This window comes from Streptomyces plumbidurans (assembly GCF_019857225.1).
Classification (GTDB): Bacteria; Actinomycetota; Actinomycetes; order Streptomycetales; family Streptomycetaceae; genus Streptomyces; species Streptomyces plumbidurans.
Genome location: NZ_JAFJSY010000069.1, coordinates 1 through 19,636, shown reverse-complemented (window position 1 = coordinate 19,636; position 19,636 = coordinate 1). Strand labels below are relative to the sequence as shown.

The following is a 19,636-nucleotide window of genomic DNA, read 5'->3' as shown; positions in this document are numbered from 1 at the left end:
TTGTCCCCGCTCGTGTCGCGGACGGTCACGGGGTTCGGTCGGCGGGGCGGAACCGTCGCACCCTCGCGAGACGTTTTCCCTCTGCGCCCGGTACCGTCGGGCAGTCCCACCGTGGACCCGTACTGTTCAGGGAGCCCCATGACCACCGCCACCACCAGCCGCAGCGACCGGAGGGTCAGTCCCGTCTTCCTCGGGATACTGGCCGTCACGGCGGTGACGGGCTGGGCCACCTGGACCGGGTTCGCCGAGCAGCCGGGCGTGGCCGTGTTCCTGTTCGTGACGGCGGCCTGGGTCGTCTCGCTGTGCCTGCACGAGTACGCGCACGCGCGAACGGCCCTGCACAGCGGCGACATCACGATCGGCGCGAAGGGCTATCTCACCCTGAACCCGATGAAGTACACGCACGCGCTGCTGAGCATCGTGCTCCCGGTGATCTTCGTGATCATGGGCGGCATCGGGCTGCCCGGCGGTGCCGTCTTCATCGAGCGTGACCGCATCCGGGGCAAGTGGCGGCACAGCCTGATCTCGGCCGCGGGCCCGCTGACGAACGTCCTGTTCGCGGCCGTGTGCACGGCGCCGTTCTGGCTGCACGCCCTGGACGGCGTGCCGGGCGACTTCCGCTACGCCCTCGCGTTCCTCGCCCTGCTCCAGGTCAGCGCGGCGATCCTGAACTTCCTGCCCGTGCCGGGCCTGGACGGCTACGGCATCGTCGAGCCCTGGCTGTCGTACAACGTCAAGCGGCAGGTGGAGCCCTTCGCGCAGTTCGGCCTGCTGTTCGTGTTCGCGCTGCTGTGGGTGCCGTCGATCAACTCGGTCTTCTTCGACCTGGTCGACGCGATCCTGCGCGGACTCGGCGTCAGCGACTGGGACACCTCGTTCGGCTACAGCCTCTACCGCTTCTGGTAGGCGGCCCCGGTGCGCTGCTCGGCCCGGCCGCGCTTGAGGTAGTACCAGCACATGTTGCTGGACAGTCCCGCCAGCAGGATCCAGACGATCCCCAGCCAGCTGCCCTGCGCGAAGGAGACGACGGCCGCGGCCACGGCGAGGACGAAGACGATCAAGGCATAGATGCCAAGGCGGGGCATGACGGTCGGCTCCTGTCGGCGGCCCGGCTGTCGGCGGGCTGGGGGGACACTGCTACGCCCTCCAGTGTCCCCCACGCGCTCACACGTCGGTCACACGGAGTCCGGCGTGCGCCTTGTACCGCCGGTTGACCGAGATCAGGTTCGCGACCAGCGACTCCACCTGGTGGGCGTTGCGCAGCCGGCCGGCGAAGACGCCGCGCATGCCGGGGATGCGCCCGGCGAGCGCCTGCACGGTCTCGACGTCGGCGCGCACCTCGCCGAGGACCATCACATCGGTGTCGATCTCGTCGATCTCCGGGTCCTGCAGCAGGACCGCCGACAGGTGGTGGAAGGCGGCGGTGACCCGGGAGTCGGGCAGCAGGGCGGCGGCCTGCTCGGCGGCGCTGCCCTCGTCCGGCTTGATGGCGTAGGCGCCCTTCTTGTCGAAGCCGAGCGGGTTGACGCAGTCGACGACCAGCTTGCCCGCCAGCTCCTCGCGCAGCCCTTCGAGCGTCTTGCCGTGGCCGTCCCACGGCACGGCCACGATCACGACGTCGCTGCGGCGCGCGCACTCGGCGTTGTCGGCGCCCTCGATGCCGTGCCCGAGTTCACCGGCGGCGGCCTGCGCGCGCTCGGCGGCCCGCGAACCGATGATCACCTTCTGGCCTGCCTTGGCCAGCCGGTAGGCCAGCCCCTTGCCCTGCGGCCCGGTCCCGCCGAGCACGCCGACGACGAGCCCGGAGACGTCGGGGAGGTCCCAGGGGTCCTTGGCGGGGGCCTTCGCGGGGGTCTGTGCGGCACTGTCGGTAGAGGTCATGGGCCGACTTTACGTCCGGCCGCAGCACCCCGGCGGATCAGGTGAGCCGCGTCACGGGCAGCCTCCGGAAGACGATCCGTTCGTACGCCCCGAAGTCCCCCGTCTCGTAGAGAAGTCCGACGGTGGAGGCGTCGAGGCGGACGAGGTCCGAGTAGGCGGCGGGCAGGCCGTCCGCGGTGAGCGCCGGGCGCCAGGTGACGCCGTCGTCGGTCGAGGCGCGCACGGTCATCAGGGCGCGGGCGGAGGGGCAGGCGGGTCCGGAGAACAGCAGGATGTCGGGGTCGCGCAGTTGCAGCAGGCTGCCCTGGCAGACGGGGCCCTCCAGGCCGGCCTGCGGGCGGAAGCGGGTGCTGAGGGTCCGGCCGCCGTCGGTGGAGCGGGCGTCGGCGCGGTTGCCGGGGGGCGCGGAGTCGCTGCGGGTGTTGAAGTAGACGTCGCCGCCCGGGAGTTCGGCGGCGGTGGTCTCGTTGACGTTGATGTATCCGTCGGTGTCGTCGTCGACGTAGCCGAGCGACCAGGTCTCGCCCCGGTCGTCGCTGAGCAGGCAGTGGCCGCCGTTGTACTTGCCCTCGTTGCCTACGTCGGTGCCGGTCGGCGGCAGGGTGTGGTTGCCGGGGACGACGACCCGGCCGGTGCTCAGCTGGATCCCGTGGCCGGGCGTGGTGGCGTACCAGCGCCAGCCGGCCTTCTTCACCTGCCGGGTGATCTCCTTCGGGGCCGACCAGGTGACGCCCTCGTCGTCGCTGTGCCGCACCCACACCCGGCGCCCGTCGGCGTCCGTCACCCTGCCGCGCACGATCAGGTCCTCCGAGGCGGCGGCCGCCGAGCGGACGTGGACGAGGAGGACGCGGCCGGTGTCGAGGGCGACGGGCGCGGGGTTGCCCGCGAGAGCGGTGCCGTTGCTCGCGGCGACCGTCAGCGGGCCCCAGGTGCGGCCGCCGTCCGTCGAACGCCTGAGCACGATGTCGATGCGACCGTGATCGCTCGCGGAGGCGACGCGGCCCTCGCAGAAGGCGAGGAGCGTGCCCTCGGCGGTCGTGACCACCGCGGGGATCCGGTAACTGGCGTATCCCGCACGGCCCGCGCGGAAGGGGACGGTGACTTCGGTCATGGGCCGTCCGTCCCCCGGCCAGGCGAATTCACGGTGAACTCCCGGTCACGACTGCCCGATTGGTGCAGGATGCCTGCGCATGGACGCCGTACGGGTCGCGCTTCTGCGCGAAGTGCTCGCCGGGACCGAGTGGTTGGAGGCCACCCGGCGGTTCGCGGGGGCGCTGCGCGGATCGGTGGTGTCGCACGGCGGCGGGCTGCTGCTGGTGGGCACGCAGGAGTACGAGCCCTGGCATCTGGCGGCCCATCTGGTGGACGAGGCCGCGTGGTCGGGGACCCCGGAGCTGGCCCCGACCCTCGTACGGCACGACGCGCGCCCCTCGGACCCCGCGCATCTGGCGGTCGGCCTCGGACGGCTGGCGGCGGCCCGGCGGGGCGAGACGCTGCTCGTGGTGTCGCAGGGCGTGCCGGGCGCCCCGCTCCTCGAACGGGTCCACGACGCACGCCGGGCGGGAACCACGGTGCTGGCCCTCGGTCCGCACGAGGACGACCTCGTCTCGATGGCCCACGAGTCCCTGCCCGTCCCGGACGGCTCCGAACTCGACCTGGACACCGTCCAGCACCTGGTCAGCGCGGCAGCCGGCGAGAACGCCCTGCCGACGACGCGGGGGCATCGCCGCCTGCGGGACCGCCTGGCCCGGCTCGCGGACCACCTGACGGCACCGCCGCCGGCGGGCTGGTAGGACACGGCGGCAGGCGGGCAGGACTCCTGCTCCGCCGAAAAGCACGACACCCGCTCCACCCAAAAAACAGTTGCCGTGCCGGTCCCCCCGACCGAGCATGGCCGCTCGTGACGTCCGACCCCGCCCCGCACCCCTCCCGCCTGCGCGCCCTCCTGCCCGATCTCGCGCCCTGGCGGACCTCCGTCGACTTCCGGCGGCTGTGGGTGTCGGGCACGATCTCGAACTTCGGGAGCTTTCTGACCCTCGTCGCGCTGCCGGTGCAGCTGAAGCAGCTCACGGGTTCTGCGGCCGCGGTCGGCGCGATCGGCGCGGTGGAGCTGCTGCCGCTGCTGGTGTTCGGGCTGTACGGGGGCGCGCTCGCCGACGCCCTGGACAAGCGGAAGCTGATCGTGTGGACGGAGGGGGCAGGGCCTGCTGTCGGCCGCGCTGCTGCTCAACGCCCTGCTGCCGCACCCCGCAGCCTGGCCGCTCTACCTGGTGGCCGCCCTGTCCTCCGCGCTGGGCGCGGTGCAGCGTCCGGCCCTCGACTCCCTCTTCCCACGGATCGTGGCGCACGAGCACCTGCCGGCCGCGGCCTCCCTCAACTCCCTGCGCTGGACGGTCGGCGGCGTCGCGGGCCCCGCGGTCGCGGGCGTCGTCGTGGCGTACGCGGGGCTCGGCTGGGCGTACGGCGCGGACGCGCTGACCTTCGTGGCCTCCGTCGTCCTGATCGTCCGTATCGCCGCGTCCCCCGCCGCGCACGAGGCCGCGAAGCCGTCGCTCAGGGCGATCGCGGAGGGCGCCCGGTACGCCTGGGCCCGCAAGGAGCTCCTCGGCACCTACGCGGTGGACCTCGCCGCGATGTTCCTGGCGATGCCGCTCGCCGTGCTGCCGTTCCTCGCGGACGAGTTGGACGCGAACTGGTCCCTGGGACTGATGTACGCGGCCCTTCCCCTCGGCTCGCTGCTGGTGAGCCTGACCAGTGGCTGGACCTCGCGCGTGCACCGGCACGGACGCATGGTCGTGCTGGCGGCCGCGCTGTGGGGGCTGGCGATCACGGGCGCCGGTGTCGTCGGGAACGTATGGCTGGTGCTGCTGTTCCTGACCGTGGCCGGCGGCTGCGACATGGTCAGCGGGATCTTCCGCGGCGCCATGTGGAACCAGACGATCCCCGACGAGCTGCGCGGGCGGCTCGCCGGGATCGAGTTGCTGTCGTACTCGGTCGGACCGACCGTCGGCCAGGTCCGCTCGGGCGGCTCCGCCGCGTGGTGGGGCGTACGGGCCTCCGTCTGGTCCGGCGGCCTGCTGTGCGCGGGCGCGGTGGGCCTGCTCGCGCTGTGTCTGCCGAAGCTGATGACGTACGACGTCCGCACGAACGAGCACGCGGCACGGCTGCGCGCCCGCCGCGCGGCAGCCGTACCGGCGCGGACCTGATCAGTCGTCGTCAGGGGTCGCGGCCGGGGCGTCGTTCCACTTCGGGTCGTTGTCCCACTGCAGGTTGCGCTCCTGGGCGGTCTGCATCGCGTGCGCGGCCTCCTCACGGGAGGCGTAGGGCCCGAAACGGTCCTTCGCGGGGCACTCCGGCCCCTCCTCGACCTTCTTGTGCTTCAGGCAGTAGAACCATTCGCCCGGTTTGCCGACCGTGCGCTTCTTGAACAACGCCATGACCTGCTCCTCTCGCCTCACACATGTTCCCCCACCTCGGCTCGTTAGACTCGCTGGCATGTCTGGCCAGTCGCTGCTCGTCCCAGGGGAGCTCTCCCCCACCCGTTCCGTGCCCGGAAACATCCGCCGGCCCGAGTACGTCGGCAAGCCCGCGCCGACGCCGTACACCGGTCCGGAGGTGCAGACGCCCGAGACGATCGAGGCGATGCGGATCGCCGGGCGGATCGCCGCGCAGGCGATGGAGGAGGCCGCGAAGCTGATCGCGCCGGGGGTCACCACCGACGAACTGGACAAGGTCGCGCACGCGTACATGTGCGACCACGGCGCCTATCCCTCCACGCTCGGCTACCGCGGCTTCCCCAAGTCCCTGTGCACCTCGGTCAACGAGGTGATCTGCCACGGCATTCCGGACTCGACGGTGCTGCGCGACGGCGACATCGTCAACCTCGACGTGACGGCGTACATCGGCGGGGTGCACGGCGACAACAACGCGACGTACCTGGTCGGGGACGTCGACGAGGAGAGCCGGCTGCTCGTGGAGCGCACCCGCGAGTCCCTGACCCGCGCGATCAAGGCGGTCAAGCCGGGCCGGCAGATCAACATCATCGGCCGGGTGATCGAGTCGTACGCCAAGCGCTTCGGCTACGGCGTGGTCCGTGACTTCACCGGCCACGGCATCAACTCGTCCTTCCACTCGGGCCTGATCATCCCGCACTACGACAGCCCGCACGCGACGACGGTGATCCGGCCCGGGATGACCTTCACGATCGAGCCGATGCTGACGCTCGGGACGCACGAGTACGACATGTGGGACGACGGGTGGACGGTCGTCACCAAGGACCGCAAGCGCACAGCGCAGTTCGAGCACACGCTGGTGGTGACGGAGACGGGGGCGGAGATCCTCACCCTCCCCTGACTCCGGGTCAGCGCCAGGGACGCAGCCCGCCGCCCTGCGACACCCAGGTGTCCTTGGCGTTCCGCAGCAGGGCGTCCGCGCGCTCCCGCTCGGCATGGGCCCGCTTCGTGGCCGCGGCGACCTCCGTGCGGCCGCGCTCCTCGGCCTCCGCGCGCTCGGCCTCGACGCGCTTGACCTCGGCGGCGATCGCGTCGGCCCGGACCTGCCGGTCGGCCCTGAACTCGGTGTCCTTGACGGCCTGGTTGTGGATCGCCTCGGCGAGGGCGTCGACGGCGACCTCGTCGTACGTGCCGAGGGAGAACACGGCGCTGCGCCTGCTGTGGTCCTGCCGGGTGATCCGGATGAAGGCGTGCGAACGGGTGGAGTCGAAGGTGGCGGTCAGGCCACCGAGCGGCAGTTCCTCGTCGACCGCCGTCCGGGCCGCCCCTTCGCCCTGCGACTGCTCCTGCCTGGTGTCCTCTCTCGTGTCCTTCTTGGTGAACACGAGGGCGTGCTCGTACAACTCCAGCTCGCCGAGCCACAGTTCGCGCCTCACGGCCGCGCCCCGCCCCGGCCGGAGCAGCACCTGCCGCGCCGACTGCAGCTCCTGGACGCGCAGTTGGAGGGGCTGGACGATCTCCACCACCCGGCGCCGCGCGTCCGACACCCTGCGGTCGGCGTCACGGCGGGCCGCGGCCCGCTGCGACCGCGCGGCGGACAGGGCCTGCCGGGCGGCGCGTTGCTCCGCGCCGGGACCGAGGGTGTACCGCCACCGACTCGGCACCGACGGATAGCCGACCAGCCACCGCCCGGCGAGGAAACACCCCGCCAACACGAGCAGTACGACCAGGAATCGCACCGGCTGCCCTCCTGAGCCCGCCCCGACAACGGGCTCAAGTGTGGCGACAACCGGGGCCGCGCACCAGGCTTCAGCGCTCCGGCTGGCGTTCCAGATGGACCCGGCCGCCGATCTCGACCCAGCCGTACGGCTGCGGGGCGGTCAGGATCTGCGAGCCCGCGCCCTGCGTGATGTTGAGCGCCCGGCCGAGCTGTTCGGTCAGCTGCAGCGCGGCGGCGCCGGTCGCCTCGTCCTCGTCGATGCCGTCGTCACGCCCCGGGAAGCCCCGCGCCCGGACCCGCCCCGCGGGCTCGTCCTCCCAGGCCCAGGCGTAGATCCACTCCCCCTTCGGCGGCACGGCCAGCTCGTCCACCTCGGCGGCCGTGGCGTACCGGCGCAGGGTGCGCGGCGGCGCCCACTCCGCCCGCGCCTCGATCCAGCAGAACTCCCCGTCCTGCCGCGCCCCGACCACCCCGGCGGGCGTCACCAGCTCGGGCACGTCGAGCAGCCAGGCCGTACCGACGCACGGGTGCCCGGCGAAGGGCAGCCGCAGGGTCGGCGTGTAGATGTCGATGACACCCCGCTCCGGATCGTCCACGAACACGGTCTCGCTGAACCCCAGCTTCGCCGCGAACGCCTGCCGCTCCGCCCGCTCGGGCATGACGGACCCCTTGCGCACCACACCGAGCTCATTGCCGTACCCGCCGTTCGCCGCGCAGAAGACCCGCAGCACGTCGTACTCAGTCACGTGGGCATTGAAACACTGCACGGGGAGGGCATGGTGCGCTCGTTCGCCGATCACCCCGAACCGCAACCTTTGAATCTCCTTTGACTTTCCCTTGACGCTTGATTTAGGCCAACGTGATCGCCCCGTGCCCATACAGCGCCGATGAGAGCTGAATCACCGCATAGAGAGGCATCAAGCAGGCAAGCCTTAGATAAGTTAGGCGAGCCTCACCAACCTTGTGAGGGTCACGACACGCGATTTTTCGCCAGTACTGAACCCGGTACTTGAAGCCTCTTGGAGCCCGGATGCGAGCCGCCAGACTCTCCGTCGTCACCGCCGTCGCCACCGCGGCGGCCCTGACCGCCGTCACGGGATGCACCGAGAAGAGCAAGGCCGACGGGGACGCCGCGATCAAGGTGACCGCCGCCGACGCCAAGTGCGACACCTCCGCGAAGTCGGTGCCGGCCGGGCAGGTCTCGCTGAGCATCGAGAACAAGGGCTCCAAGGCGACCGAGGTCGAGATCCTCTTCCCGGACGACCGGATCGTCTCGGAGAAGGAGAACATCGGCCCGGGCACCAAGTACCAGCTGACCGCCGAGGTCAAGGCCGGCTCGTACGAGATCGCCTGCCGGCCCGGCATGAAGGGCCACGGCGTCCGGCAGAAGCTCACGGTCACCGGCTCCGGCGCGGTCGCCAAGCGCGACCCCCAGCTGGACAAGGCCGTCGCCGCCTACCGCGCGTACGCGCAGGACCAGGCCGACCGGACCATCCCGAAGGTGGAGACCTTCACGAACGCGATCAAGGCCGGGAACCTGAAGGCCGCCCAGGACGCCTACGCCCCCTCCCGCGTCGGCTGGGAGCGCACCGAGCCGATCGCCGAGTCCTTCGGCGACATCGACCCCAAGACCGACACCCGCGCCGACGGCCTGGAGAAGGGCCAGAAGTGGACCGGCTGGCACGCGCTGGAGAAGGCGCTGTGGCAGGACAAGAAGATCGGCGCCGCGCAGAAGACGCTCGCCGACCAGCTGGTGACCGACCTGAAGGACTGGCAGAAGCGGGTCGGCAAGGCCGAGATCACCCCGACCTCCATGGCCAACGGTGCCAAGGAACTGCTGGACGAGGTCGCCACCGGCAAGGTCACCGGCGAGGAGGACCGCTACTCGCACACCGACCTGAGCGACTTCAAGGCCAACGTCGAGGGCGCGCAGCAGGCGTACGAGCTGCTCAAGCCGGTCGCGCAGAAGAACGACAAGGCACTGACCACCGAGCTGGACAAGCAGTTCGCGGCGATCACCACGCAGCTCGACAAGTACCGCTCGGACAAGACGTCGGACGGTTTCGTCTCGTACGCCACGGTCACCAAGGCCCAGCGCAAGGAGCTGTCGGACGCGGTGAACGCGCTCGCGGAGCCGCTGTCCAAGCTCGCCGCCGCCGTCGTGAAGTAGAAGCAGGGGACGACTGACCATGACGGACACCCAGGACGCCACCACCGCCAAGTCCGGTGACGCGAAGGCTCCCTCGCGGCGCTCGCTGATCGGTTGGGGCGGTGCCGGGCTCGCGCTCGGCGCCGCCGCGGCGGGCGGCGGGGTCGCGATGAGCCGCGTCGGCAATTCCATCGACGGGGCAGCCCCGGCTGCCGCCGACACCGGCGCCGCGGTCGCCTTCCACGGCGCCAGCCAGGCGGGCATCGCCACGCCGGTGCAGGACAGGCTGCACTTCGCCGCGTTCGACGTGCAGACCGACGACCGCGCTGAGTTCGTGCAGATGCTCAAGGACTGGACGGCCGCCGCGCGCCGGATGACCGCCGGGAAGGCGGTCGGCGACGGCGCGTACGGCGGTCTCGCCGAGGCCCCGCCGGACGACACCGGTGAGGCGCTGGGGCTCAAGCCCTCGCGGCTGACGCTGACCATCGGCTTCGGTCCGTCGCTGTTCGAGAAGTTCGGGCTGAAGGGGCAGCGGCCGGCGGCCCTGGTCGACCTGCCGCAGTTCCCCGGCGACAACCTGGACAAGACCCGCACCGGCGGCGATCTGTGCATCCAGGCCTGCGCGGACGACCCGCAGGTGGCGGTGCACGCGATCCGCAATCTGGCCCGCATCGGCTTCGGCACGGTCAACATCCGCTGGTCGCAGCTCGGTTTCGGCAAGACCTCGTCGACGACGCCGGGCGCGCAGACCCCGCGCAACCTGATGGGGTTCAAGGACGGCACCCGCAATATCGCGGGCACCGAGACGGACCGGCTGAAGAAGTTCGTGTGGGTCGGCGAGGGCGACGGACCGGACTGGATGACCGGCGGCTCGTATCTGGTCGCCCGGCGCATCCGGATGCACATCGAGACCTGGGACCGGACCTCGCTGCAGGAGCAGGAGGACGTCTTCGGCCGGGACAAGGGCGAGGGCGCACCGGTCGGCAAGGCCAAGGAGCACGACAAGCCGTTTTTGAAGGCCATGAAGCCCGACGCGCACGTACGGCTCGCGCACCCCGACTCCAACGGCGGGGTGACGATCCTGCGCCGCGGCTACTCCTTCACGGACGGCACCGACGGCCTCGGCCGGCTCGACGCGGGCCTGTTCTTCCTGGCCTATCAGCGCGACATCCGCAAGGGGTTCCTCCCGCTGCAGCGCAAGCTGTCGGCGCACGACGCCCTCAACGAGTACATCCAGCACGTGGGTTCGGCGGTCTTCGCCGTCCCGCCGGGCGTCCGCGACAAGGACGACTGGTGGGGCAGCACGCTGTTCTCCAAGGAGGCGTAGCCCGTGTTCTCCAACTATCTGATCGGTCTGCGCGAGGGCCTGGAAGCCAGCCTGGTCGTCTGCATCCTGATCGCCTACCTGGTCAAGACCGACCGCAGGGACGCCATCCGGCCCATCTGGATCGGCATCGCCATCGCCGTCCTGATCGCGATGGGCTTCGGCTGCGTCCTCGAATTCGGCTCCCAGGAACTGACGTTCCAGGCGCAGGAGGCGCTCGGCGGCTCCCTGTCGATCGTCGCGGTCGGCCTGGTGACCTGGATGGTCTTCTGGATGCGGCGCACCGCCCGGCATCTGAAGGCCGAGCTGCACGGCAAGCTGGACGCGGCCCTGGCGATGGGCACGGGCGCGCTGGTGGCCACCGCGTTCCTCGCCGTGGGCCGTGAGGGCCTGGAGACCGCGCTGTTCGTGTGGGCGTCTGTGCACGCGGCCAGCGACGGCACCCCGCGCCCGCTGGTCGGTGTGGCGCTGGGCCTGGCGACCGCGGTCCTGCTGGGCTGGCTGTTCTACCGCGGCGCCCTGAAGATCAACCTGTCGAAGTTCTTCACCTGGACCGGCGGGATGCTGGTCGTGGTCGCCGCGGGTGTGCTGGCGTACGGCTTCCACGACCTGCAGGAGGCCGACTGGATCCCCGGCCTGACGCATCTGGCCTTCGACATCAGCGGGACGATCCCGCCGGACAGCTGGTACGGGACCCTGCTGAAGGGCGTGTTCAACTTCCAGCCCGACCCGACGGTGCTCCAGGTCACGGTGTGGCTGCTGTACCTCATCCCGACACTCGCGGTGTTCTTCGCCCCGGTAGGGTTCGCCTCCGGGAAGGGGAAGGTGAAGGCACCTGATGAGCAGGGATCGCGGCCCTCGAAGGCTCCGCAGGCTTGACCGGAGGGCGTTGATTGCGGCCTCGGTGACCGCTTTGTCGATGACGGCGAGCGGTTGTGTGGTGGTCCACGGGGAGCGCGAGGTGCTTCCCTCCTCCACCCGCGCCGAGGCCGCGAAGGCAATGGAGCAGTTCCTCACCGCGTACAACAAGGCGGACAAGGCGTACGACAGTTCACTCGACGCCGACCATGTCACCGGCGCCCTGGGCGACATCGACGCGGCCCGGCTCAAGGCCGGCCATGTCAACAGCCCGGACGGCAATGCGGCGCACACGCCGCTGAAGCTGACCGACGCGACGTACACGATCCCCAAGAAGGCCGGCTGGCCGCGCTGGTTCGTCGCGGAGGCGAAGGGCAACAAGGGCGGCAATCTGCACTGGCTGCTGGTGTTCACCCGCGACGGTCTGGGCCGGCCCTGGCAGGTGGCGTATCTGACCCTCGTCACCCCCGGCACGCTGCCCAAGGTCGAGAAGGACGCGGACGGCTGGGCCGAGACCGTACCCGCCAACTCCACCGAATTCGCCGCCGCGCCCCAGGACCTGAGCAAGGACTACGCGACGTATCTGAAGAGCGGCGGGAAGACCTTCAGCACGGGCCCGTACACCGACCAGTGGCGGGCCCAGCGCAAGAAGCAGGCCAAGCGGCCCGGGCTCGCCACCCAGTACATCGACGAGCCGCTGACCAGCGGTGACTATGCCCCGCTTGCGCTGCGCACCACGGACGGCGGTGCGCTGGTGTTCTTCACCACCCGCCGTTACGAGAAGCAGACCGCGTACGCGGGCACCACGATCCCGCAGCCGAACGCGAGCGTGAAGGCGCTGACGACCGGCGAGATCAAGCAGTCGCTGACGATGGAGTTCATCTCCAACGGGGTGGCGCTGGACCCCAAGCAGGGTGCGGGGGACGGCAAGGTGACGATGCTGTCCCGGCTGGAGGGACTGACCTCGGCCGAGGGGTCGTAGGCCAGAGCCCTCGGTGGCGCGGGGCGCTCAGCCGCGCAGGGGCCAGGCCGCGCTCGCGTGGTCGGGCTCCTCGCCTGCGTAGCGGGCGCAGGCGTCGGTGAGGATCTCGAGCAGGCTCAGCGGGTCCGGCAGCGGGTGTTCGGGGCCGCGCACCCAGTGCACGCTGCGGCCGTCGTCGCCGGGCAGCCGGGCGGGCGGTACGAGGACGTAGGACCCGCGGCAGTGCCAGCGCAGTCCGGGGTGCTCGTCCGCGGTCTCGGGGTGGCAGTCCAGCTCGCAGGGCCACCACTCGTCCTCGTCCTCGGGGGTGCCGCGGGTGAGGGTGAAGAAGAGCAGCCGGCCGTCGTCGCTCTCGGCGACCGGGCCGACCTCGATGCCGGAGTCGAGCAGCCGCTGCAGAGCCTCCGTGCCCGCTTCCAGGGGTACGTCGAGGACGTCGTGCACCATGCCGGTCGCGGTGATGAAGTTGGCCTGCGGCTGGTGCCGGGCCCAGCGCTCGATCTGCGCGCGGTCGGTGGTCGACTGGGTCTGCCAGGCGAACGACACCGGGTGCCGGGCCGGGGTGGGACATCCGACGCGGTCGCAGGAGCAGCGGTAGCCGGGGGCGGGGTGGGCGGCGGGGGCGAGCGGCAGGCCCGCTCCGGCGGCGGCCAGCAGCAGGGCCTCGCGGCCGTCGCCGTCGGCGGCGGCGTCCTTCGGGCGGCGTCCACGCAGCCACTGGGAGAGTCTGCCCTGCCGGCCGGTGCGGCCGCCGAACTCCGCGCTCATCAGTCCCCTTGCCTCGCCCTCGTGCAAAACAGCATGCCCTATCGTCCCACCGAGTCGCGCCTCGGGGTGCCGGAAGGGACATCCGGGGTACGGGGTGCCAGACCGTGCAGGGCGTAGTCGACGAGGGTGTCGGTGTACTCGTAGGAGATGGGGCCCGTGTACTGGAGCCAGCGCTGGGCGAGCGGGGAGACGAACAGTTCCAGGGCGATGCGCGGGTCGATCTCCGGGCCGACCTGGCCGGCGCGCTGTGCGGAGCGCAGCCGGTCGACGTAGAGCTGGAGCGAGGGTTCCAGGAGCTTGGCCACGGACTCCCGGCCGAGCTGCTCGTTGACCAGGCCCTCGGCGGCCAGGGCCCGGGAGGGCACCTCGAACCGGGGGTCCTTCAGCTGGTCGACGGTGATCCGCAGTACGGCCTTGAGGTCGGCGGCGAGGTCGCCGGTGTCCGGGATGACGTACGGTGCCCGGCCCGCCTCGCGTGCGGCCTGTGTGCTGAGGTCGAGGAACGCCTCCAGCAGGACGTCCGCCTTCGATCCCCACCAGCGGTAGATCGTCTGCTTGCCGACGCCGGCCCGGGCGGCGATGCCCTCGATGGTCGTCCTCGGGTAGCCGATCTCACCGACCAGCGCGAGGGCGGCGTCGTAGATCGCGCGACGGGACCTCTCGCTGCGGCGGGTGGCGTCGGGGGCGGGCTTCTTGACCATGGTCCGACGGTACCGTTTCGCGGCTCTACGGCTCCTGCGCGTGCGGGGGCCAGGCGTCGCCCCACTCGGTGTCGCGGGCCGCCCGGTACAGGTCGCCGTGGCGCTTGGTGACGGTGGTGCGGCGCAGCTGTTCGTCCGGCTCGCACAGGTCGAGGAGGACCTGGCCCTTGCGGATCTGCGGGCGGCGGACCACTCGGGAGGGCGCGGGTGCGGCGGGCAGCCGGGTGGCGGCGACATAGCTGAACTTCTCGTCCTCGTACGGCAGGGAGCCGCCCTTGACCTGGCGGTGCAGGGAGGAGCGGCTGACCCGGGCCGAGAAGTGGCACCAGTCCGCGCCGGGGACGATCGGACAGCGCGCGCTGTGCGGGCAGGGCGCGGCGATGCGGAACCCGGCCGCGATCAGCCGGTCGCGGGCCTCGATGACGCGGGCGTATCCGGCCGGGGTGCCGGCCTCGACGATCACGACGGACCCGGCGGCGGCCGCCGCGGCGTCGACGAGCGCGGCGCGGTCGGCGGCGGTCAGCTCGTTGAGGACGTAGGAGACGGTGACCAGGTCGGTGTCGTCCAGGGTGAGCGCCCGGCCGACCCGCTCGCGCCGCCAACTCGCCTGCCGCAGCGCCGGGTTGGCGGTGGCCAGCTCACGGCCGAGGGCGAGCGCGGGCTCGGCCCAGTCCAGCACGGTGACGCCGCGCCCGCCGGGCCAGGTGGCGGCGACGGCCCAGGTCGCCGCTCCGGTGCCGCCGCCGATGTCGGTGTGACTGCCGGGGGTGAGGTCCGGCACGGCCCGGGCGAACTGAGCCAGCGCCGCCCGCATCGCCTCGAAGGTCGCCGGCATCCGGTACGCGGCGTAGGCGGCGACGTCGGCCCGGTCCCGCAGGATCGGCGCGTCGGTGGGGGTGGCCCCGCGGTAGTGGCCGATGAGCCGCTCGACGGCCTGCGCGGCCTGCTTGGGCGGGAGGCCGTCCAGGAGGGCGGCGAGGGCGGTGCGCAGGGTGTCGCGCGGGGATACGGGGGCGTTCACCGGGTGATTCTATGGCCCCTGTCTCAGCGCTGGACCGGGCGTACGGCCCTGGCCATCCTGGTCGCCGCCGCTGCCCGCGGGCGGCTGTCCGGGCGCCTGCGCCGGGGATGCACGGTGTTGCCCAGCAGGACCAGGAAGGTGTCCGTCTCCGGGTCCAGCACCAGCGACGTCCCCGTGAACCCCGTGTGCCCGGCCGCTCCCCGCCCCGCCAGTTCGCCCATGAACCACGGCTGGTCCACGGCGAAGCCGAGCCCCGGCGGGGTCAGCAGCAGTTCCACGAAGTCGGCGCCGAGGATGCGGGCGGGGCCGTAGGAGCCGCCGGCCAGGAGGGTGCGGCAGAACACCGCGAGGTCGCGGCCGGTGGAGAACATGCCCGCGTGGCCGGCGATCCCGCCGAGCGCCCAGGCGTTCTCGTCGTGCACCACACCGCGCACCATCCCCCGCTCCGCCTTGGCCCACGGGCGGCGCTGGTCCTCGGTCGCCGCGGCGCCGGGGCAGGGCCCGAAGTCGGTCGAGAGCATGCCCAGCGGGCGGGTGATGCCGTCGTGGATCAGGACGTCCAGGGTGCGGCCGGTGATCCGTTCCAGGACGAACTGCAGCAGCAGGAAGTTGAGGTCGGAGTAGGTGTAGGTGCCGGGCACGCCCACCGGCGTCTCCGCGCGTAGCCTGGCGAGCCGTTCCGTGTCGTCCGCGCAGTCGTACAGCGGGAGTTCGGGGCGCAGCCCGGAGGTGTGGGTGAGCAGTTCGCGCACGGTGATGCCGTGCCGGGCGGCCGCGGTGAACTCCGGCAGATACGCGCCGACCCGGGCGTCGATGCCGAGCGTGCCGCGTTCGATCTGCTGCACGGCGGCCACCGCGGTGAACAGCTTGGTCAGGGAGGCCAGGTCGAAGGGGGTGTGCACGGTCATGGCGACGCGTGCCTCGGGGGGCAGTTCTATCCCGCGGTCCGTCCGGGCGTCGTAGGCGGTGTAGCGCACGGCCCAGCCCGCCGCCTCCTCGACGGCGATCACCGGGCCGCGTCCGGCGACCACGACGGTGCCCGCGGCCCAGGGCTGCTCCCCGGTGGTGAGGTCGTGCACCTCCTGGACGAGGTGGCGGAGTTCTTCGGCGTCGAGTCCGGCCCGTTCGGGACTGTCTCTGCGCAGTCGCGGTGCGCTCAGCTCTCTGCTCCCTCCGCGTTCGCACGCCCGTTCCAAGGACGGCACATTCCCACGAAGCAGGCCAGCGCCACCAGTGCTGCCGCCAGTTGGACGACGGCCATCGGGACGGCGGTGTGCTCACCGGCGATCCCGACGAGCGGGGAGGCGACGGCGCCGATGAGGAAGGAGGAGGTGCCGAGCAGCGCGGACGCGGAGCCGGCGGAGTGCCTGGTGCGCATCAGGGCGAGGGCCTGGGCGTTGGGCAGGGTGATCCCCATCGCGGACATCAGGACGAACAGGGCGGCGGCGACCGGCACCAGGCCGACCGTGCCGAAGACGCCGGTGGACATCAGCAACAGGGCGGTCGCGGCGGCGATGACGACGGCCAGTCCGAGGCCGAGGACCCGGTCCAGGCGGACCCTGCCGACCAGGATCTTGCCGTTGATCTGGCCGACGGCGACGAGCCCGACGGAGTTGACGCCGAACAGCAGGCTGAACGTCTGCGGCGAGGCGCCGTAGATCTCCTGCATCACGAAGGGCGAGGCGGACACGTAGGCGAACAGGGCCGCGAAGGCGAAGCCGCCCGCGAGCATGAAGCCGGTGAAGGGCAGGTCGGCGATCAGCCGGCGCATGGTGTGCAGGGCCTCGCCCACTCCCCCGCCGTGCCTCCCGCGCGCGGGCAGCGTCTCGGGCAGCTTGACCCACACGAGCGCGGTCAGCGCCGTACCGACGACGGTGAGGACCACGAACACGCCCCGCCAGTCCGTCACCCGCAGGATCTGACCGCCGATCAGCGGCGCGACGATCGGGGCGACCCCGCCGATGAGCATCAGGGTGGAGAAGAAGCGGGCCATCGCCACACCGTCGTACAGGTCGCGGACCACGGCCCGCGCGATGACGATCCCCGCCGCGCCCGCGAGTCCCTGCGCCAGCCGGAGGACGACCAGGGTCTCGACGGTCGGCGCGAACGCGCACAGGACGGTGGAGACGACGAAGGCGAGCAGTCCGGTCAGCAGGGGGCGCCTGCGTCCCCACCGGTCGCTCATGGGCCCGGCCACCAGTTGTCCGAGCGCCATCCCGAGCAGACAGGCGGTGAGGGTGAGCTGCACGGTGGCGGCGGACGCGTGCAGCGAGCCGGTGACCTCCGGCAGCGAGGGGAGGTACATGTCCATCGCCAGCGGAGGGATGGCGGTCAGCCCGCCGAGGATCAGGGTCACCAGCAACCCGGTACGGGGCACAACGACGGCGGCCGGTTGCTCCGTGGCTCCGGCCGCCCGCCGTATGTCAGATGTCGAGGCCGCCTGCTCGGCCATGCGCCCCTCCCTTTCTGTTCGATACGCCACCTATGCTCTCAGCTCGAACACAGTGCGCAGGCCACGCCCCGCGCACACGCGAGCGAGGGCGGGTCCCGGATGGCGGAAATCGTGCGGTGGGGGATTCTGGCGACCGGCGGGATCGCCGCCGCTTTCACGGCCGACCTGGTCGACCTGCCGGAGGCGGAGGTCGTCGCGGTGGCCTCGCGCACCGAGGCGTCGGCGAAGGCGTTCGCGGAGCGGTTCGGGATCGAGCGGGCGTACGGCGACTGGGCCGCGCTCGCCGAGGACGCGGACATCGATGTCGTGTACGTCGCCACCCCGCACTCGGCACACCGGGCGGCCGCGGGCCTGTGTCTTGAGGCCGGGCGCAACGTGCTGTGCGAGAAGGCGTTCACGCTCAACGCGCGCGAGGCGCAGGAGCTGGTGGCGCTCGCCCGGGGCCGCGGGAGCTTCCTGATGGAGGCGATGTGGATGTACTGCAATCCCCTCGTACGGCGTCTGAAGGAGCTCGTCGACGACGGCGCGATCGGTGAAGTGCGCACCGTGCAGGCCGACTTCGGGCTGGCCGGCCCCTTCCCTCCGAGCCACCGGCTGCGCGACCCCGAGCAGGGCGGGGGCGCGCTGCTCGACCTCGGGGTCTACCCGGTGTCGTTCGCACACCTGCTGCTCGGGGAGCCGTCGGACGTGACGGCGCGGGCGGTGCTCTCCGAGGAGGGCGTCGACCTCCAGACCGGCGCCCTGCTCGGCCACGACAGCGGCGCCCTCGCCTCGGTGCACTGCTCGATCGTCGGCGGTACGGCGACCTCGGCGTCGGTCACCGGCTCCGCGGGCCGTATCGACATCCCCGGCGGCTTCTTCTTCCCGGACCGTTTTGTGCTGCACCGGGACGGCCGCGACTCCGAGGAGTTCGCGGCCGCCGCGTCCGACGGTCCCCGCAACAGCCTCAAGCACGAGGCGCGGGAGGTGATGCGGGCGCTGCGGGCCGGTGAGAGCGAGTCCCCGCTGGTGCCGCTGGACGGCACCCTCGCGGTGATGCGGACCCTGGACGCGATCCGGGACCGGATCGGCGTCCGCTACCCGGGCGAGGATGCGCGCGAGGCCGTCACGCCCGTCTCGTGACCGACGTGGCCACGATCTCCGTGCCGGGACTCGGACGGCGGACGGCCCCGTCCCGCATGTCGGACCCTCGCCTACCCTGCGACGCATGGATGCCAAGCAGACGGAACAGCAATCGAGGACCGCCGTCGTGACCGGCGCCGGCTCCGGCATCGGACGGGCCGTCGCCGTGGAGCTGCTGCGCGCGGGCTGGTCGGTGGCGCTGGCGGGGCGGCGCCCCGGGACGCTGGACGAGACGGCGGCCCTGGTGCCGGACGGCGCGAGTCTCGCCGTACGGACGGACGTCTCGCGGCCGGAGGACGTCGACGCCCTCTTCGCGGCCGCGGTCGGCCGGTTCGGGCGGGTGGACCTGCTGTTCAACAACGCCGGGACGTTCGGCCCCGGCGGGGTGCCGGTCGAGGAGTTGCCGTACGACGCCTGGCGGCACGTGGTGGACACCAACCTCAACGGGGCGTTCCTGTGCGCGCAGGCGGCCTTCCGGCAGATGAAGGAGCAGGACCCGCGGGGCGGGCGGATCATCAACAACGGCTCGATCTCCGCCCATACGCCCCGCCCGCTCTCCGTGGCCTACACAGCGACCAAGCACGCCCTGACCGGGCTGACCAAGTCGCTGTCGCTGGACGGGCGGCCGTACGGCATCGCGGTCGGGCAGATCGACATCGGCAACGCGGCGACCGACATGACCGCCCGGATGCAGACCGGAGCGCTGCAGGCCAACGGCGAGACGGCGCCCGAGCCCGTGATGGACGTGGCCGATGTGGCGCGCACGGTGCGGCACATGGCCGAGCTGCCGCTGGAGGCGAACGTCCAGTTCGCGACGGTGCTGGCCACGACCATGCCGTTCGTGGGGCGCGGCTGACCGCACCTGCAGACCCTCGACTTTTCAATTTGCACAAACGGAATTTGAACTTCCGTACCGTTGCGGCCGGTCGGAGGCCTATGCTCAAATCACCTCCACAAGAGCTTCACACTTGGAGGAGTGCGGTTCCGTAGACCGAACCGAGGGGGGAGACGGCAGCCGTTCCACCGCACCGGGTGGGGGTGGATCTCGCGTGGGACCGCGAGAGAAGCACCGGTGGATGGAACGGCTGCCGCGCGTCAGCCCGCGTGCCGGCCGCCGTTGCCGCGCAGCCGCCTGCGCAGCGCCCACACCCCGCCCGCCAGCAGGACGACGGTGCCGCCCGCGCCCTCCAGCAGCCGCCAGGCCGT

Annotated in this window: 20 protein-coding genes and 1 pseudogene; 10 read left to right on the top strand and 11 right to left on the bottom strand. The window is 71.8% G+C overall.

The genetic code is table 11. The features are described 5' to 3' along the window. Nucleotides 1–138: 138 nt before the first annotated feature. On the top strand, nucleotides 139–906 hold the full coding sequence (locus JYK17_RS31555; protein ID WP_108008019.1) for a site-2 protease family protein: 768 nt from the start codon (nucleotides 139–141) through the stop codon (nucleotides 904–906). Here JYK17_RS31555 and JYK17_RS31550 read toward each other — a convergent pair. From JYK17_RS31550 to JYK17_RS31540, 3 genes are all read right to left on the bottom strand, one after another. Further along, the gene (locus JYK17_RS31550; protein WP_108008018.1) at nucleotides 891–1,085 is read right to left on the bottom strand and encodes a hypothetical protein; all 195 of its coding nucleotides are present in this window, start codon (nucleotides 1,083–1,085) and stop codon (nucleotides 891–893) included. The genes JYK17_RS31555 and JYK17_RS31550 overlap by 16 nt on opposite strands. A gap of 79 nt (nucleotides 1,086–1,164) precedes the next feature. Further along, nucleotides 1,165–1,881, bottom strand: a complete 717-nt coding sequence (gene npdG / locus JYK17_RS31545) for an NADPH-dependent F420 reductase (RefSeq protein ID WP_108008017.1) — start codon at nucleotides 1,879–1,881, stop codon at nucleotides 1,165–1,167. Between the two features lie 37 nt (nucleotides 1,882–1,918). Next, the gene (locus tag JYK17_RS31540) at nucleotides 1,919–2,992 is read right to left on the bottom strand and encodes a sialidase family protein (protein ID WP_222811702.1); all 1,074 of its coding nucleotides are present in this window, start codon (nucleotides 2,990–2,992) and stop codon (nucleotides 1,919–1,921) included. Between the two features lie 79 nt (nucleotides 2,993–3,071). Between JYK17_RS31540 and JYK17_RS31535 the strand changes: the two genes are divergently transcribed. Both JYK17_RS31535 and JYK17_RS31530 read left to right on the top strand, forming a co-directional pair. Beyond that, nucleotides 3,072–3,674, top strand: coding sequence for a hypothetical protein (locus tag JYK17_RS31535; RefSeq protein WP_108008015.1), 603 nt, complete (start codon nucleotides 3,072–3,074; stop codon nucleotides 3,672–3,674). Between the two features lie 140 nt (nucleotides 3,675–3,814). Further along, a pseudogene (locus tag JYK17_RS31530) lies at nucleotides 3,815–5,087 on the top strand (MFS transporter). Here JYK17_RS31530 and JYK17_RS31525 read toward each other — a convergent pair. Continuing rightward, nucleotides 5,088–5,318, bottom strand: a complete 231-nt coding sequence (locus JYK17_RS31525) for a hypothetical protein (RefSeq protein WP_108008013.1) — start codon at nucleotides 5,316–5,318, stop codon at nucleotides 5,088–5,090. It lies immediately after the preceding pseudogene. A gap of 58 nt (nucleotides 5,319–5,376) precedes the next feature. Here JYK17_RS31525 and map point away from each other — a divergent pair, with 58 nt between their 5' ends. After that, nucleotides 5,377–6,234, top strand: a complete 858-nt coding sequence (gene map / locus JYK17_RS31520) for a type I methionyl aminopeptidase (RefSeq protein ID WP_108008012.1) — start codon at nucleotides 5,377–5,379, stop codon at nucleotides 6,232–6,234. 7 nt (nucleotides 6,235–6,241) lie between these two features. Here map and JYK17_RS31515 read toward each other — a convergent pair whose 3' ends face one another. Next, nucleotides 6,242–7,072: a hypothetical protein gene (locus JYK17_RS31515; RefSeq protein ID WP_222811701.1), complete on the bottom strand. Its 831-nt coding sequence runs from the start codon at nucleotides 7,070–7,072 to the stop codon at nucleotides 6,242–6,244. 70 nt (nucleotides 7,073–7,142) lie between these two features. Then, nucleotides 7,143–7,799: a PhzF family phenazine biosynthesis protein gene (locus JYK17_RS31510; RefSeq protein WP_108008099.1), complete on the bottom strand. Its 657-nt coding sequence runs from the start codon at nucleotides 7,797–7,799 to the stop codon at nucleotides 7,143–7,145. Nucleotides 7,800–8,083: 284 nt separating this feature from the next. Between JYK17_RS31510 and efeO the strand changes: the two genes are divergently transcribed. From efeO to JYK17_RS31490, 4 genes are read left to right on the top strand one after another with little or no spacing between them, the layout of a single operon-like run. Beyond that, nucleotides 8,084–9,223: an iron uptake system protein EfeO gene (gene efeO, locus JYK17_RS31505; protein ID WP_108008010.1), complete on the top strand. Its 1,140-nt coding sequence runs from the start codon at nucleotides 8,084–8,086 to the stop codon at nucleotides 9,221–9,223. A 19-nt stretch (nucleotides 9,224–9,242) separates the two neighbouring features. After that, nucleotides 9,243–10,529: an iron uptake transporter deferrochelatase/peroxidase subunit gene (gene efeB / locus JYK17_RS31500; RefSeq protein ID WP_108008009.1), complete on the top strand. Its 1,287-nt coding sequence runs from the start codon at nucleotides 9,243–9,245 to the stop codon at nucleotides 10,527–10,529. Nucleotides 10,530–10,532: 3 nt separating this feature from the next. Next, nucleotides 10,533–11,405, top strand: a complete 873-nt coding sequence (efeU, locus tag JYK17_RS31495) for an iron uptake transporter permease EfeU (protein ID WP_108008008.1) — start codon at nucleotides 10,533–10,535, stop codon at nucleotides 11,403–11,405. Further along, nucleotides 11,365–12,366, top strand: a complete 1,002-nt coding sequence (locus JYK17_RS31490) for an SCO2278 family lipoprotein (RefSeq protein WP_108008007.1) — start codon at nucleotides 11,365–11,367, stop codon at nucleotides 12,364–12,366. The genes efeU and JYK17_RS31490 overlap by 41 nt, the downstream gene beginning before the upstream one ends. 27 nt (nucleotides 12,367–12,393) lie before the next feature. Here JYK17_RS31490 and JYK17_RS31485 read toward each other — a convergent pair whose 3' ends face one another. The 5 genes from JYK17_RS31485 to JYK17_RS31465 are packed head-to-tail and all read right to left on the bottom strand — an operon-like array spanning nucleotide 12,394 to nucleotide 17,308. Then, on the bottom strand, nucleotides 12,394–13,134 hold the full coding sequence (locus tag JYK17_RS31485) for a bifunctional DNA primase/polymerase (protein WP_108008006.1): 741 nt from the start codon (nucleotides 13,132–13,134) through the stop codon (nucleotides 12,394–12,396). Between the two features lie 38 nt (nucleotides 13,135–13,172). Continuing rightward, entirely contained in the window at nucleotides 13,173–13,835 is a 663-nt protein-coding gene (locus JYK17_RS31480) for a TetR/AcrR family transcriptional regulator (protein ID WP_222811700.1), read from the bottom strand. Nucleotides 13,836–13,860: 25 nt separating this feature from the next. After that, on the bottom strand, nucleotides 13,861–14,856 hold the full coding sequence (locus tag JYK17_RS31475; RefSeq protein WP_222811699.1) for a small ribosomal subunit Rsm22 family protein: 996 nt from the start codon (nucleotides 14,854–14,856) through the stop codon (nucleotides 13,861–13,863). A gap of 23 nt (nucleotides 14,857–14,879) precedes the next feature. After that, nucleotides 14,880–16,061: a serine hydrolase domain-containing protein gene (locus JYK17_RS31470; protein ID WP_108008003.1), complete on the bottom strand. Its 1,182-nt coding sequence runs from the start codon at nucleotides 16,059–16,061 to the stop codon at nucleotides 14,880–14,882. After that, nucleotides 16,013–17,308: a multidrug effflux MFS transporter gene (locus JYK17_RS31465; RefSeq protein ID WP_222811698.1), complete on the bottom strand. Its 1,296-nt coding sequence runs from the start codon at nucleotides 17,306–17,308 to the stop codon at nucleotides 16,013–16,015. Before JYK17_RS31465 ends, JYK17_RS31470 begins: the two co-directional genes overlap by 49 nt. 99 nt (nucleotides 17,309–17,407) lie before the next feature. Between JYK17_RS31465 and JYK17_RS31460 the strand changes: the two genes are divergently transcribed. Together JYK17_RS31460 and JYK17_RS31455 are read left to right on the top strand one after the other, a co-directional pair. Then, nucleotides 17,408–18,430, top strand: a complete 1,023-nt coding sequence (locus JYK17_RS31460; protein WP_222811697.1) for a Gfo/Idh/MocA family protein — start codon at nucleotides 17,408–17,410, stop codon at nucleotides 18,428–18,430. Between the two features lie 85 nt (nucleotides 18,431–18,515). Further along, nucleotides 18,516–19,286: an SDR family oxidoreductase gene (locus JYK17_RS31455; RefSeq protein ID WP_222811696.1), complete on the top strand. Its 771-nt coding sequence runs from the start codon at nucleotides 18,516–18,518 to the stop codon at nucleotides 19,284–19,286. The last annotated feature ends 350 nt before the right edge of the window (nucleotides 19,287–19,636 follow it).